The sequence below is a fragment of the Agrobacterium sp. SUL3 genome, assembly GCF_001263295.1.
Taxonomy (GTDB): Bacteria; Pseudomonadota; Alphaproteobacteria; order Rhizobiales; family Rhizobiaceae; genus Agrobacterium; species Agrobacterium tomkonis.
In genome coordinates this window covers 1-12,996 of the sequence record NZ_KQ414509.1, presented here as the reverse complement: position 1 = coordinate 12,996, position 12,996 = coordinate 1, and the positions used below count along the sequence as shown (strand labels likewise).

Below are 12,996 nucleotides of genomic sequence, written 5' to 3'. Positions count from 1 at the left end.
TATTTATGAGCCATTCCTTATCATCGGTAGCCCATTCATGCGCCTGATCTTTTCGCTGTTTCTCACTCTCGGTCTTCTTTCATCCTGTGCAGGCAGGCCGGGGGCGGACGTGCTGCAGGCCATAAACACCAAGGCCCATGGCACGAAAATCGTGACGGCCTATGTGGTGAGCACACGGGAGAAAAACACCGACGCGAAAAAGGGTTTTGGCACGGAGCGGGCGATGCAGCCGAATTACGCAAGCTTCGACATTTCCATTCCTCCCACTCATAAAAGCGGAAAAATTGAGTGGGCCAGCGGCAAGCCGGATCCGAACAAGGATTTTGTCGTCACCCGAGCCGATATGCTGACGAAGCCGCGCTTCAATGCCGATCTTGGCGACGTCGCCCGGTCCGGCAAGCAGATCGCGCTTTTTGTGCATGGTTACAATTACAGCTATCAGGAAGCGCTGTTCCGCGCGACGCAGATGGCTGCCGATGCCAAGATGGATGGCGTGCCGCTGGTGTTCTCCTGGCCGTCGCAGGCCAACGTCACCGGTTATGTGGCCGACAAGGAATCGGCGACCTTTTCGCGCGATGCGCTGGCTGGTGTTCTGATCGACCTTACCCGGCAGACCCCGCGAAAAAACGTTGTCGTGTTTGGCCACAGCATGGGTGGCTGGCTGGTCATGGAAGCGCTGCGGCAGTTGCGCTTGCAGGGCAGGAACGACGTCATCGCCAAGCTGCAGGTGGTGCTGGCAGCACCTGATATCGATGCCGATGTGTTTCGCAAACAGATAGAGATGGTCGGCCGGCTCAACCCGCCGCTCACCGTTCTCGTTTCCAAGGACGACCGCGCCCTGAAAGCATCTTCCATTTTGGGCGCCGATGTCACTCGTATCGGCGCACTTGACGTGACCGACCCGCAGGTACAGGAAGCCGCCCTGAAGGAGGGCGTGCAGTTCATCGACATTTCCAAACTCGAGGCTTCCGACCCGCTCAACCATGACCGCTATGCCGCGCTGGCCTCGATGGTGCCGCAGCTGGAATCAAGCAGACGCGGCGGCGACATCAACAGTGCGGGTGCCTTCGTTTTCGACGCGATCGGCGCGACCGTATCCAGCCCCTTCCGCCTTGCGAGCCAGGTGGTGAACCCGCAGTAGTTTCTGCGGGTTCTTCCCGGCCTCTGGTTTCAGAAATCCCAGTCTTCATCTTCAGTGGCAACAGCCTTACCGATGACATAGGACGAGCCGGAACCCGAGAAGAAGTCGTGGTTTTCATCAGCATTCGGAGAAAGCGCTGAGAGGATCGCCGGATTGACCCGGCAGGCCTCGGCCGGAAACAGCGCCTCATAACCCAGATTCATCAGGGCCTTGTTGGCATTGTAATGCAGGAACTGTTTGACGTCCTCCGTCAGGCCGACGCCGTCATAGAGGTCTTCGGTATATTTCGCCTCGTTATCGTAAAGTTCGAGCAGGAGATCGAAGGCGAAATCCTTGATTTCCTGTTTTTTCGCCTCGTCCAGACGCTCCAGCGCCCGCTGGAACTTATAGCCGATATAATAGCCATGCACGGCCTCGTCGCGGATGATCAGACGGATAAGATCCGCCGTATTGGTGAGCTTGGCGCGGCTTGACCAGAACATCGGCAGGTAGAAGCCGGAATAGAACAGGAAGCTTTCCAGAAACACGCTGGCGATCTTCTTCTTCAGCGGATCGCCGCTGTCATATTCACGCATGATCAGCGCGGATTTGCGCTGCAGGAACTCGTTTTCTTCCGACCAGCGATAGGCGTCGTCGACGTCAGGCGTGGAGCATAGCGTCGAGAAGATCGAGGAATAGGAGCGGGCGTGCACGGCCTCCATGAAGGAGATGTTGGAAAGCACCGCCTCCTCATGCGGCGTTGCCGAATCCTCCATCAGGCGCACGGCGCCGACACCGTTCTGGATGGTGTCGAGCAAGGTCAGGCCAGTGAAGACACGGATCGTCAGTTTCTGTTCTTCCGGCTTCAGCGTTCCCCAGGAGGGGATGTCGTTGGAAAGCGGCACCTTTTCCGGCAGCCAAAAATTCGAGGTCAAACGGTTCCAGACTTCGAGGTCCTTGTCGTCCTCGATGCGGTTCCAGTTGACTGCGCGGATACGGGACGCGGGTTTTACGGCGATGTTCATTGTCTTGTCCCTCAATTCAGAGCGTGCAGGAAACGCAGCCCTGAACCTGCGTGCCTTCCAGCGCCATCTGGCGCAAACGGATGTAATAGATGGTCTTGATGCCCTTCTTCCAGGCATAGATCTGCGCCCGGTTGATGTCGCGCGTCGTCGCCGTATCGCGGAAGAACAGCGTCAGCGACAGGCCCTGGTCGACATGCTGGGTCGCGGCCGCATAGGTATCGATGATCTTTTCCGGGCCGATTTCATAGGCATCCTGATAATATTCGAGATTGTCGTTCGAGAGATAGGAAGCCGGGTAATAAACGCGGCCGATCTTGCCCTCTTTACGGATTTCGATCTTCGAGACGATCGGATGAATGGAAGAGGTGGAGTGGTTGATATAGGAGATCGAGCCGGTTGGCGGTACGGCCTGAAGGTTCTGGTTATAGAGACCCGATGCCATCACGTTCTGCTTCAACGCCGTCCAGTCTTCCTGCGTTGGAATGGCAATGCCGGCTTTTTCGAACAGCTCACGGACCTTTTCCGTCGCGGGCAACCATTCCCGGTCGGTATATTTGTCGAAATAGTCGCCCGAGGCATATTTGGAATTCTCAAAGCCCTTGAAGCTCTGGCCCCGTTCCACGGCAAGACGGTTGCTGGCGCGGATGGCGTGATAGGTGACGGTGTAGAAATAGATATTGGTGAAATCGACGCCTTCTTCGGAACCGTAGAAGATGCGTTCGCGCGCCAGATAACCGTGCAGGTTCATCTGGCCAAGCCCGATGGCGTGGCTGGCATCATTGCCCTTTTCCACCGAAGGAACGGAGGAAATGTGGCTCATGTCCGACACTGCCGTCAGCGCCCGGATGGAGGTCTCGATGGTCTTGCCGAAATCGGTAGAATCCATCGCCGAGGCGATGTTCAGCGAGCCGAGATTGCAGGAAATATCCTTGCCCATATGGCTGTAGGACAAATCTGCATTGAATTCGCTTGCCTCGCTGACCTGCAGGATTTCCGAGCAGAGATTGCTCATGCTGATGCGGCCGGCGACCGGATTGGCGCGGTTCACCGTATCCTCAAACATGATGTATGGGTAACCGCTTTCGAACTGGATCTCGGCGATCACCTGGAAGAATTCGCGCGCCTTGATCTTCTTCTTGCGGATGCGGCTATCGGCGACCATTTCGTGATATTTTTCGCTGACAGAAATCTCGGTCAACGGCACGCCATAGACCCGCTCCACGTCATAGGGCGAGAACAGGTACATATCCTCGTTGTTGCGGGCGAGTTCGAAGGTAATATCAGGGATAACCACCCCGAGCGACAGGGTCTTGATGCGGATTTTTTCGTCGGCGTTTTCGCGCTTGGTATCGAGGAAACGCATGATGTCAGGGTGGTGGGCATGCAGGTAGACTGCGCCCGCGCCCTGACGCGCACCGAGCTGGTTGGCGTAGGAAAAGCTGTCTTCCAATAGCTTCATGACAGGAATGACGCCGGAAGACTGGTTTTCGATCTGCTTGATCGGTGCTCCGAATTCGCGAATATTGGTCAGGGACAGCGCCACGCCGCCGCCGCGCTTCGAAAGCTGCAGCGCCGAATTGATGGAGCGGCCAATGCTTTCCATATTGTCTTCCACGCGCAGCAGAAAACACGAGACAAGCTCGCCACGGCTTTTTTTGCCGGCGTTAAGGAATGTCGGGGTTGCCGGCTGGAAGCGGCCGGAAATGATCTCGTCCATCAGGTCGCGGGCAAGTTGCTCATCGCCGCGCGCCAGAGCCAGCGCCACCATGCAGACGCGGTCCTCATAACGCTCCAGATAGCGTTTTCCGTCGAAGGTCTTCAGCGTGTAAGAGGTGTAATATTTGAAGGCACCGAGAAAGGTCGGAAAACGGAATTTCCGGGCATAGGCCTCGTCATAGAGATCGCGAACGAAATTGAAGGAGTACTGGTCCAGCACCTCCTGCTCGTAATAGCCCTCCGTCACCAGATAATCGAGCTTTTCCCGAAGGTTATGGAAAAAGACGGTGTTCTGGTTGACGTGCTGCAGGAAATATTGCCGGGCCGCAAGACGGTCCTTGTCGAGCTGGATCTTTCCGTTCTCGTCGTAAAGGTTCAGCATCGCGTTCAGCGCATGATAGTCCAGAGCCGCTTCGAGCGGTTTCTGAGTTGTGGCTGCCGGCTGTTTGGCGTCCTTGCGCAGCGCGCTCGAGGTTAGCGTGTCCAAAATCGTTCCAATCCATGTTTGACGTTGGCGACATCTTCCTCCGTGCCGAGAAGCTCGAAGCGATAGAGAAACGGCACTGCGCATTTGCGCGAGACGATATCTCCGGCGGATGCGAAAGCTGCGCCAAAATTCGTGTTGCCCGCCGCGATGACACCGCGAATGAGATTTCGGTTGGAGGGCTCGTTCAAAAACCGGATGACCGGCTTCGGCACGGCCCCTTTCATACCGCCGCCGCCATAGGTGGGGGTAACGAGCACATAGGGCTCCGACACCTGAGGCACGTCATCCTCAGCACCGAGCGGCAGGCGAAACAAGCGCCGCCCGAGCTTCAGAAGGAAACGATGCGTGTTTTCAGAGCGGCTGGAATAATAAACGATCAGCCCCATCACGCTGCCGCCTCAGCTGATCGCGCCGATCATATCCGGCCGGAAACCCGCCCAATGGCGTTCGCCGGCGACGACCACGGGAACTTGCATGTAACCGAGGCCGCGAACGTGATCGAGCGCATCCGCATCTTCGGAAATATCGACGATCTCATAGGGGACACCGATGCGGTCCAGCGCGCGATAGGTGGCGGTGCATTGGACGCAGGCGGGCTTGCTGTAAACGGTGACGGTCATAATTTCCCTTTCGAAGCCGCTTTACACACGGCTCAACATTGCCGATTGCGGTCGCAATCGGGTGGATGGATCTGTCATTCAGGTGAGGCGCACGGCTTAGAAAGTTTGTCGCATTTCCGGACGGAACCGGTGTCCCGGTTGCCCTGAAAATGTTCCGGGCCGCGTAAGATCACTCTCTACGCCGAAGAGCGCAGGAACTTAAAAAAATGCACTGGCATGACTTCACCCCGAAGCTTGTTCTGGAGGGGGCAGAAAAGGGCGAACGCAATTCATTTGCGCCATACCTTCCTTCCGGACACCCCGCCCGTGGACGTTTGCGCTCAAGGCAGGTCTCCTGACTTGCGGGTCACAACATCTATTCCGGCCTTCCCGGAGCTTTTGACCCCAGTGACCCAAATCGGAACGATGCTCGCCGCTTACAGTTGCGGGGGCAGTTTCGGCCTTGCTTCGCCATAATGGCGTTACGCACCGAATTCCCGTCTTAGCTCCCAATCCTTGCGAATCGGAAGAACCTCGAACACCACATATAGTATATGAGGAAATTTTCACGTCAATGAATAGACACAGGAAAGCCCCACCCTGTGGATCAAAAAGATTCAACACATGGTCAACAAAGGCTTAACGACAAGTGCGCCTTGCCGCCACAGGACGGGAAAGCGTTAATCTATTCCCAGATATCGATGTGAATATCGGCGGGGCGGGTATTCTCGATCACCCTTTTGCCGTTGGGAAGATCGTTTTCAAACAGCTTGGCGTGGACCGCAGCTGCATCAAGACCATAGCCCTGCCATCTGTTGCGCAGCCTCTCTTCAAGCACCGCGACGGACGGTCCAACGAAAATGGTAAGGTCGAAGTTATCGGAAAGCGCTGTCCAAGGCGCCTCGTTGAGCAGCAGATAATTGCCTTCAGCCAGGATGAAGCGGGTCTCAGGCGCGATGGCGCGGGCGGAAGCAATGGCAATTTCGCGGGAGCGGTCGAAAACCGGAACAAGCACCTCCTGCCCGCCCTTGCGAACGGCAGAGACGATATCGAGAAAACCACGCACGTCGAAGGTTTCGGGCGCGCCCTTGCGCGACAGCAGCCCTCGCTCTTCAAGTATGCCATTGTCCATATGGAAGCCATCCATCGGCAGGACGGCGGCCGTTTCGTCCCGTGCGAGCAAAGCATCGCAAAGGGCATCCGCCAGCGTGGATTTGCCGGCCCCAGGGGGACCGGCAATAGCGATGATAAAACGGGATTTGCCCTCTGCCCGCCGAAGAACATCCTCGGCGATCGTTTCAAGCTTCAGTGTCATGCCGCAAGCGTTTCCTTCGGCGCTTCCTTGGCGCCGGTCATGAAGGCGACGGCGTCGGACATGGAGTAGTCCTTCGGATTGATGACGCACAGGCGCTTGCCGAGCCGGTGGATATGGATGCGATCCGCAACCTCGAAAACATGCGGCATGTTGTGCGAGATGAGAACGATCGGCAACCCGCGCGAGCGCACGTCCAGAATAAGCTCAAGAACGCGCCGGCTTTCCTTGACACCAAGCGCCGCCGTCGGTTCGTCGAGTATGACGACCTTGGAGCCGAAGGCCGCCGCACGCGCCACCGCTACGCCCTGTCGCTGGCCACCGGAGAGGGTTTCCACCGCCTGATTGATGTTCTGGATCGTCATCAGGCCGAGTTCCGAGAGTTTCTCGCGGGCGAATTTTTCCATGGCCGGGCGGTCCAGCGCGCGGAAAAGACTGCCCTGAATGCCGGCTTTGCGGATTTCCCGGCCGAGAAACATATTGTCAGCTATGGAAAGCGCCGGCGACAGCGCGAGGTTCTGATAGACCGTCTCGATGCCGGCCTTGCGCGCCTCGATGGGCGAGCGGAACTGCACGGGCTGGCCTTCCAGCCTGATCTCTCCCTCATCGGGCGTCACCGCACCGGAAATCGCCTTGATGAGCGAGGATTTGCCGGCGCCGTTATCGCCGATCACGGCCAGGATTTCTCCGGGATAAAGATCGAAATCGGCATGGTCGAGGGCGGTTACACGACCATAGCGTTTGACGAGATTGCGCGCTGTGAGAATGGGTTCTTTTGCCATCAGCCTGCTACCTTTCTGATCCACTGGTCGATTGCGACAGCCATGATGATGAGAACGCCGATCAACAGATAGGTCCATTGCGGGTCGGTTCCGATGAGCCTGAGGCCGAGCGAAAAGACGCCGACGATGAGGGCACCGAAGATCATACCCATGATGGAGCCGCGCCCGCCGAACAGCGACAGGCCGCCGATAACCACTGCGGTAATGGATTCGATGTTGGCGAATTGACCGGCGGTCGGCGAAACCGAGCCGATGCGGCCGATGAGGGCCCAGCCGGCGAAGGCGCAGATGAGGCCGGACAGGGTATAAACGGTGGTCAACATACGCTTGACGTTGACGCCGGCAAGTTCGGCAGCATCCGGATCGTCACCCACAGCATAAAGATGGCGGCCCCAGGCGGTGCGGTTGAGCACATACCAGAGCAGGGCGACGAGCAAGACCATTGCGATGACGCCATAGGTGAAGACCGCACTGCCGACACGGATATTGGCGCCGAAGAATTGCAGGATCGGCGCCTGCTGGGCGATGTCCTGGGCTCGGATCGTCTCATTTGCGGAGTAGAGGAAGTTGGTCGCCAGTACGATCTGCCACATGCCGAGCGTGACGATGAAGGGCGGCAGGCGCATGCGCGAGACCAGAATACCGTTGATGAAGCCGCAAAATGCGCCGACGGCGAGGCCACAGAGAATGGAGAGTTCCGCCGGCAAGCCGTAACGGAAGGTGAACTGTCCCATGATGACGGAGGACAGAACCATGATCGCGCCAACCGACAGATCGATGCCCGCCGTCAGGATGACCAGCGACTGCGCCGCGCCGACAATACCGACGATGGCGACCTGCTGCAAAATAAGGGTCAGCGTGAAGGCCGAGAAAAACTTGCCGCCGAGGAGCAGGCCGAAAACAATCAGCGACAGCACCAGAACGATAAGCGGAACGGCCGCCGGGCTGGAGTGGAGAAAGTGCTGTAGTTTTTCCAGCACACTCTTGTCGTGCGTATCGAAAGCGGCGACCTGCGTCGAACTTCCCGAAAGCACATTTTCAAATTCATTATGCGGCTGAGCCCGCACCGGCTGATCGCTCATGGATTTTCCTCCCGATCGCTCTATCGCATCCGCCCTGAAACAAGGGTCTACTTCCCAAAAGAATGACGCGTAGATTCAAAGTGTTGTGAAGCGGGCCAATCTCGTGTCTGCGGGACGCGCGGCGCGCTCGTTTGTTCCTTTGTCCGATCCCCCGGATCGTGCCTGATATTCATTCTGCTCCAAGGGCGGGGGCACGAATGCCCCCGCGGGTTTCAACGGTGAGGTATCAGCCCCAGCACTTGTTGAGACCTTCCTTCGTATCGATGGAGTCGAGCCCCTTGACCGGCTTGTCGGTTACCAGCGTCACACCGGTGTCGACGAAGTTCTTGCCTTCGGTCGGCTTCGGCTTTTCACCCGTATCGGCAAACTTCTTGACGGCTTCGACGCCGAGGGCTGCCATCAGCAGCGGATATTGCTGCGAGGTTGCACCGATCACACCTTCCGCCACGTTCTTGACGCCTGGGCAACCGCCGTCGACGGAAACGATCAGAACATCCTTTTCACGGCCAACCGCTTTCAGCGCTTCATAAGCGCCGGCAGCAGCAGGTTCGTTGATGGTGTGGACAACGTTGATGGTCGGGTCCTTCTGCAGCAGATTTTCCATCGCCGAGCGGCCGCCTTCTTCGTTACCATTGGTAACATCGTGACCAACGATACGCGGATCGTTTTCATCACCGATCTTGTTGATGTCCTTAACGTCGATGCCAAAGCCCTTCATGAAGCCCTGGTTACGCAGCACATCCACCGTCGGCTGGGAGGGGGTGAGGTTGAGGAAGGCGATTTTTGCGTCCTTGGCCTTATCACCAAGGGTGCCGGCGGCCCATTTGCCGATCAGCTCACCAGCCAGAAGATTGTCGGTGGCAAAGGTGGAATCGGCGGCATCGACGGGCTCCAGAGGCGTGTCGAGAGCGATCACCAGAAGGCCTGCGTCACGCGCCTTCTGCACGGCCGGAACAATGCCCTTGGTGTCAGATGCGGTGATCAGGATACCCTTGGCGCCATCGGCGATGCAGGTCTCGATGGCTGCGACCTGGCTTTCGGAATCGCCGTCGATCTTGCCGGCATAGGATTTCAGCGTCACGCCAAGTTCTTTGGCCTTGGCGGTCGCGCCTTCCTTCATCTTGACGAAGAAGGGATTGGTGTCGGTTTTGGTAATGAGGCAAACCGAAGTATCGGCCGCGGACGCGACGGAAGCGAAAGAAACGCCAAGCGCAAGCGCGCCCAGAAGAGCGGAAACAGTGGTCTTCATGAGATCCTCCCAATGGATATTTGAGCACCGTGACGGTTACCCGACGATCTCGTCTCCTCCGAGAACAATGATCGTTGACCCAGATGGAACCACCAAAGGAAACGCCTGTCAATAAATAAATCCGATTGAATTATTAATTCCGTATGGCATTCTAATATGCGGCAGGGAGGAATATCGCCGCCGTTGTTTACGTTGCGATAGCAAGATTGCCATAAAGCCTGCAGGTATCGGTCGTGACGGATATAGCGGGCGGGAGGATGACATTATGAGACAATCTGTCGAGACTGCGCCGCCCACCATTATGGATATGAGCGGCGGCGCCAACCAGATCGGGGTGCGCGCTTATAATGAGCGGCTGGTGCTGTCGCTCGTGCGCCGCCATGGCGGATTGTCGAAAGCCGAAATATCCAGGCTTTGCGGCCTTTCGGCGCAAACTGTCTCGGTCATAATGCGCTCGCTGGAGAAAGACGGCCTTCTCATTCGTGGCGAAAGACTGCGCGGAAAAGTCGGGCAACCGTCAACGCCCATGCGTCTCAATCCCGACGCCGTCTTTTCTTTTGGTGTGAAGATCGGCCGGCGCAGCGTCGATCTCGTGCTGATGGATTTTGTCGGCCGGATAAAACTCAAGCTCCGCAAAACTTACCCTTACCCTCTGCCGGAGTGGATATTGCCGTTCGTGATCGAAGGGATCACGGAGATCGAATCGAAATTGTCACCGGCGGAACGGCAAAAAATCACCGGAGTTGGTATCGCCGCCCCATTCGAGCTGTGGAACTGGGCCCAGGAAGTGGGCGCGCCGCAAGCCGAAATGGAACGGTGGCGGGATGTTGATATCCGCTCCGAAATTGCCGAAAGCGTCAGCTACCCCGTCTTTCTGCAGAATGACGCGACCAGTGCCTGCGGTGCAGAACTGGTTTTTGGCGCCGGCCAGAACTACCCCGATTTTCTCTATATCTTCATCGGCTCCTTCATCGGTGGCGGAGTCGTTTTGAATTCGGCGCTGTTCTCTGGAAAAACAGGTACCGCCGGCGCGATCGGCCCCCTGCCGGTGCAGGGGCAGGATGGCAATACGGTTCAGCTTCTGAAAATCGCGTCGATCTTCGTTCTGGAGAACATGCTACGTGAAAAGGGTATCGATCCGCGTCCCCTGTGGTTCTCACCCGACGAATGGATCGATTTCGGCGAACCGCTGGAAAGCTGGATCAATAAAACCGCCGCGGCGCTCGCGCAAGCTGTTATCGCGGCAGCCTCCATCATCGATTTTTCCAGCGTCGTCATCGATGGTGGTTTTCCCGACTGGGTCAGGGCGAGAATAGTCTCCGCCACCCGGCTTGCCCTCAAGCATCATGATCTTCAGGGCGTCACACTGCCGGAGATCATCGAAGGTGCGGTCGGCAGCCAGGCCCGGGCAATCGGGGGGGCAAGTCTGCCCTTGTTTTCCCGCTATCTCATCGATCAGAACGTTCTCTTTAAGGATACGACAGGCTGAGCCTTTACGCTTTACATTACTATCCCCAAGCTGCTCTTCGCCGAATTTATCTGTCAGTCACGCGCCAGTTGCGTGCTGCATGATCGCCTCAAGAAAGGCGGGGCCGTAGCGCTCCAGCTTGGTGTCTCCGACGCCGGGGATCTGCGCCATCTCCCTCGCCGAGGCCGGTTTCGCAGCAGCCAGTTCGATCAGGGTCTTATCGTGAAAAATCACATAAGGCGGGACGTTCTGCGCACGGGCAATTTCCATACGCTTTGCACGCAGCACCTCGAAGAGACTACGATCTGCCTCCGGCAAAGCTGTCGATGCGGCATTTCGCGGCGTCTGCTGCCGGGCCGAACGAGGCGCGGATGGTATTCTCAGCATCAGGGCTGGCTTTTCGCGCACGAACCGCCTCCCTTCTTCGGAAATCGACAATCCGCCATGTCCGGACAGATCCACTTCGATCAGGCGCAGTGCAACCAGCTGCCGCAAAATGGCGCGCCAGGAGCGATTGTCATGCTCTTTGCCGATCCCGTAAGTGGTGATCTGATCGTGCCCGAAACGGGAAATACGCTCATCCTCGACGCCGAGCAAAACGCGAATGACATAGGCCTGGCCGAAACGTTCACCGGTGCGGTAAATACAGGAGAGCAGCTTTTGCGCGGCTATCGCGCCGTCAAACAGGTCAGGTGGCTCCGCACAGGTATCACAGTTACCGCATGGCTCGCATCGATCACCGAAGTAGGAGAGCAGGACCTGCCGGCGGCAGCCCGCTGTTTCCGCAAGACCGAGCAGGGAATCAAGCTTCTGGCGCTCCATATATTTGCGCTGGTCCGCAGCATCCGATTCTTCAATGAAGCGGTTGCGCAAGGCGATGTCTTCATAACCGTAAAGCATAAGCACGTCTGACGGCAGACCATCACGACCGGCACGGCCGGTCTCCTGATAATAGGCCTCAATGCTGCCCGGCAGATCGATATGAACCACGAAGCGCACATCCGGCTTGTCGATGCCCATGCCGAAAGCGACGGTGGCGACGATAATCACCGCCTCACCGTGCTGAAAACGGGTCTGGTTTGCCTCGCGGGCGGTCTTGTCCATACCCGCGTGATAGGGCAGCGCGTCTCGCCCCTCTTCCCGCAACCACGCCGCCGTCTCATCGACCTTGCGTTTCGACAGGCAATAAACGATGCCGCTCTCATTCTCCCAGCCATTGAGAAAGCGTTTCAGCTGGGCGCGGGGATTGTCCTTTTCCATGATCGCATAGCGGATGTTGGGGCGGTCGAATCCGGCAATGAACGCGTCATCCTCATCGATCGCGAGATGACCGAGAATTTCGGTACGAGTGGGCTCGTCGGCGGTCGCCGTCAGCGCCATGCGTGGAGTATCGGGAAAACGCTCGATCAGCATATCGAGCTGACGGTAAGGCGGGCGGAAATCATGCCCCCATTGCGACAGGCAATGAGCTTCATCAACCGCGATCAGTGACAGGTCAATGGATTGAAGCGCGTCCAGCACATCCGGCTTGAGAAGGGTTTCCGGCGCGGCATAAAGAATGTCGACATTGCCGGCCCGCATCTCCCGCCAGAGCGTTCGACGCTCTTCCAGAGAAAGATCGGAATTGAGGGCCTCGGCCCGCACACCCGCCTGACGAAGTGCCGCGACCTGGTCCACCATCAATGCGATCAGCGGTGAAACGATCAGCCCCATGCCGCTACGGGCAAGCGCCGGGATCTGGTAACAAAGCGACTTTCCTCCGCCCGTCGGCATGAGGACGAAGGCATTGTTTCCCGCCATGACATGTCGGATGATGTCGGCCTGGCGTCCGCGGAACGTGTCATAGCCGTAAACGGTCTTGAGTATCTGCAACGGGTCGGCGGTCACGGCGGCTTTCTTCAGCGTTGGATGATTTGCGCATCATGGCCAAATCCGGATTTATCGCAATCTCGAAAGGCTGAATCGGCCACAGAAAGAGAGACAGATTACGACTCAGACGATGCATAGGCATTTGAGGGCTTAGAACGCAAAAGCCCTCCGATGAGGAGGGCTTATTCGTTTGATAAGTCTTGAAGATTTTGGTTGCGGGGGCAGGATTTGAACCTGCGGCCTTCAGGTTATGAGCCTGACGAGCTACCGGGCTGCTCCACCCCGCG

11 protein-coding genes, 1 tRNA gene and 1 riboswitch are annotated in these 12,996 nt (G+C 57.5%); of the genes, 2 read left to right on the top strand and 10 right to left on the bottom strand.

Annotation, left to right across the window (positions count from 1 at the left end; genetic code table 11):
* Positions 1-37: 37 nt before the first annotated feature.
* Positions 38-1,141: an alpha/beta hydrolase gene (locus AKG12_RS19310; RefSeq protein ID WP_052820101.1), complete on the top strand. Its 1,104-nt coding sequence runs from the start codon at positions 38-40 to the stop codon at positions 1,139-1,141.
* A gap of 29 nt (positions 1,142-1,170) precedes the next feature.
* On the opposite strand, the gene nrdF is transcribed toward AKG12_RS19310, so the two are convergent.
* The 8 genes from nrdF to AKG12_RS19270 form a co-directional block, all read right to left on the bottom strand.
* On the bottom strand, positions 1,171-2,145 hold the full coding sequence (gene nrdF, locus AKG12_RS19305) for a class 1b ribonucleoside-diphosphate reductase subunit beta (RefSeq protein WP_052820100.1): 975 nt from the start codon (positions 2,143-2,145) through the stop codon (positions 1,171-1,173).
* Between the two features lie 16 nt (positions 2,146-2,161).
* On the bottom strand, positions 2,162-4,348 hold the full coding sequence (gene nrdE, locus AKG12_RS19300) for a class 1b ribonucleoside-diphosphate reductase subunit alpha (protein WP_082178947.1): 2,187 nt from the start codon (positions 4,346-4,348) through the stop codon (positions 2,162-2,164).
* Positions 4,336-4,734 carry a class Ib ribonucleoside-diphosphate reductase assembly flavoprotein NrdI gene (nrdI, locus tag AKG12_RS19295; RefSeq protein WP_052820099.1) on the bottom strand — a complete coding sequence of 133 codons (399 nt, stop codon included), beginning with the start codon at positions 4,732-4,734 and terminating at the stop codon, positions 4,336-4,338. Before nrdI ends, nrdE begins: the two co-directional genes overlap by 13 nt.
* Before the next feature lie 12 nt (positions 4,735-4,746).
* Positions 4,747-4,968 (bottom strand): glutaredoxin-like protein NrdH, encoded by a 222-nt coding sequence (gene nrdH / locus AKG12_RS19290; protein WP_046799096.1) that lies wholly within the window; start codon positions 4,966-4,968, stop codon positions 4,747-4,749.
* A gap of 307 nt (positions 4,969-5,275) precedes the next feature.
* Positions 5,276-5,499, bottom strand: a riboswitch (cobalamin riboswitch).
* Positions 5,500-5,632: 133 nt separating this feature from the next.
* Entirely contained in the window at positions 5,633-6,262 is a 630-nt protein-coding gene (locus AKG12_RS19285) for a nucleoside triphosphate hydrolase (protein ID WP_052820098.1), read from the bottom strand.
* Positions 6,259-7,041: an ATP-binding cassette domain-containing protein gene (locus AKG12_RS19280; protein WP_046799094.1), complete on the bottom strand. Its 783-nt coding sequence runs from the start codon at positions 7,039-7,041 to the stop codon at positions 6,259-6,261. The genes AKG12_RS19285 and AKG12_RS19280 overlap by 4 nt, the downstream gene beginning before the upstream one ends.
* Positions 7,041-8,123: an ABC transporter permease gene (locus tag AKG12_RS19275; protein ID WP_052820097.1), complete on the bottom strand. Its 1,083-nt coding sequence runs from the start codon at positions 8,121-8,123 to the stop codon at positions 7,041-7,043. Before AKG12_RS19275 ends, AKG12_RS19280 begins: the two co-directional genes overlap by 1 nt.
* A 226-nt stretch (positions 8,124-8,349) precedes the next feature.
* The gene (locus AKG12_RS19270) at positions 8,350-9,372 is read right to left on the bottom strand and encodes a sugar ABC transporter substrate-binding protein (protein WP_046799093.1); all 1,023 of its coding nucleotides are present in this window, start codon (positions 9,370-9,372) and stop codon (positions 8,350-8,352) included.
* Between the two features lie 265 nt (positions 9,373-9,637).
* Here AKG12_RS19270 and AKG12_RS19265 point away from each other — a divergent pair, with 265 nt between their 5' ends.
* Positions 9,638-10,861: an ROK family transcriptional regulator gene (locus AKG12_RS19265; RefSeq protein ID WP_052820096.1), complete on the top strand. Its 1,224-nt coding sequence runs from the start codon at positions 9,638-9,640 to the stop codon at positions 10,859-10,861.
* Positions 10,862-10,918: 57 nt separating this feature from the next.
* Here the strand turns inward: AKG12_RS19265 and recQ are convergent, their stop codons facing one another.
* The gene (recQ, locus tag AKG12_RS19260; RefSeq protein ID WP_052820095.1) at positions 10,919-12,727 is read right to left on the bottom strand and encodes a DNA helicase RecQ; all 1,809 of its coding nucleotides are present in this window, start codon (positions 12,725-12,727) and stop codon (positions 10,919-10,921) included.
* A 192-nt stretch (positions 12,728-12,919) separates the two neighbouring features.
* A tRNA-Met gene (locus AKG12_RS19255) sits at positions 12,920-12,996 on the bottom strand.

Excerpts from the sequence above, each read along its gene's own strand:
- AKG12_RS19275 (WP_052820097.1), bottom strand. The coding sequence starts at position 8,123 with ATGAGCGATCAGCCGGTGCGGGCTCAGCCGCATAATGAATTTGAAAAT.
- nrdF (WP_052820100.1), bottom strand. The coding sequence starts at position 2,145 with ATGAACATCGCCGTAAAACCCGCGTCCCGTATCCGCGCAGTCAACTGG.
- AKG12_RS19310 (WP_052820101.1), top strand. The coding sequence starts at position 38 with ATGCGCCTGATCTTTTCGCTGTTTCTCACTCTCGGTCTTCTTTCATCC.
- AKG12_RS19285 (WP_052820098.1), bottom strand. The coding sequence starts at position 6,262 with ATGACACTGAAGCTTGAAACGATCGCCGAGGATGTTCTTCGGCGGGCA.
- nrdI (WP_052820099.1), bottom strand. The coding sequence starts at position 4,734 with ATGGGGCTGATCGTTTATTATTCCAGCCGCTCTGAAAACACGCATCGT.
- AKG12_RS19280 (WP_046799094.1), bottom strand. The coding sequence starts at position 7,041 with ATGGCAAAAGAACCCATTCTCACAGCGCGCAATCTCGTCAAACGCTAT.
- nrdH (WP_046799096.1), bottom strand. The coding sequence starts at position 4,968 with ATGACCGTCACCGTTTACAGCAAGCCCGCCTGCGTCCAATGCACCGCC.
- AKG12_RS19270 (WP_046799093.1), bottom strand. The coding sequence starts at position 9,372 with ATGAAGACCACTGTTTCCGCTCTTCTGGGCGCGCTTGCGCTTGGCGTT.
- AKG12_RS19265 (WP_052820096.1), top strand. The coding sequence starts at position 9,638 with ATGAGACAATCTGTCGAGACTGCGCCGCCCACCATTATGGATATGAGC.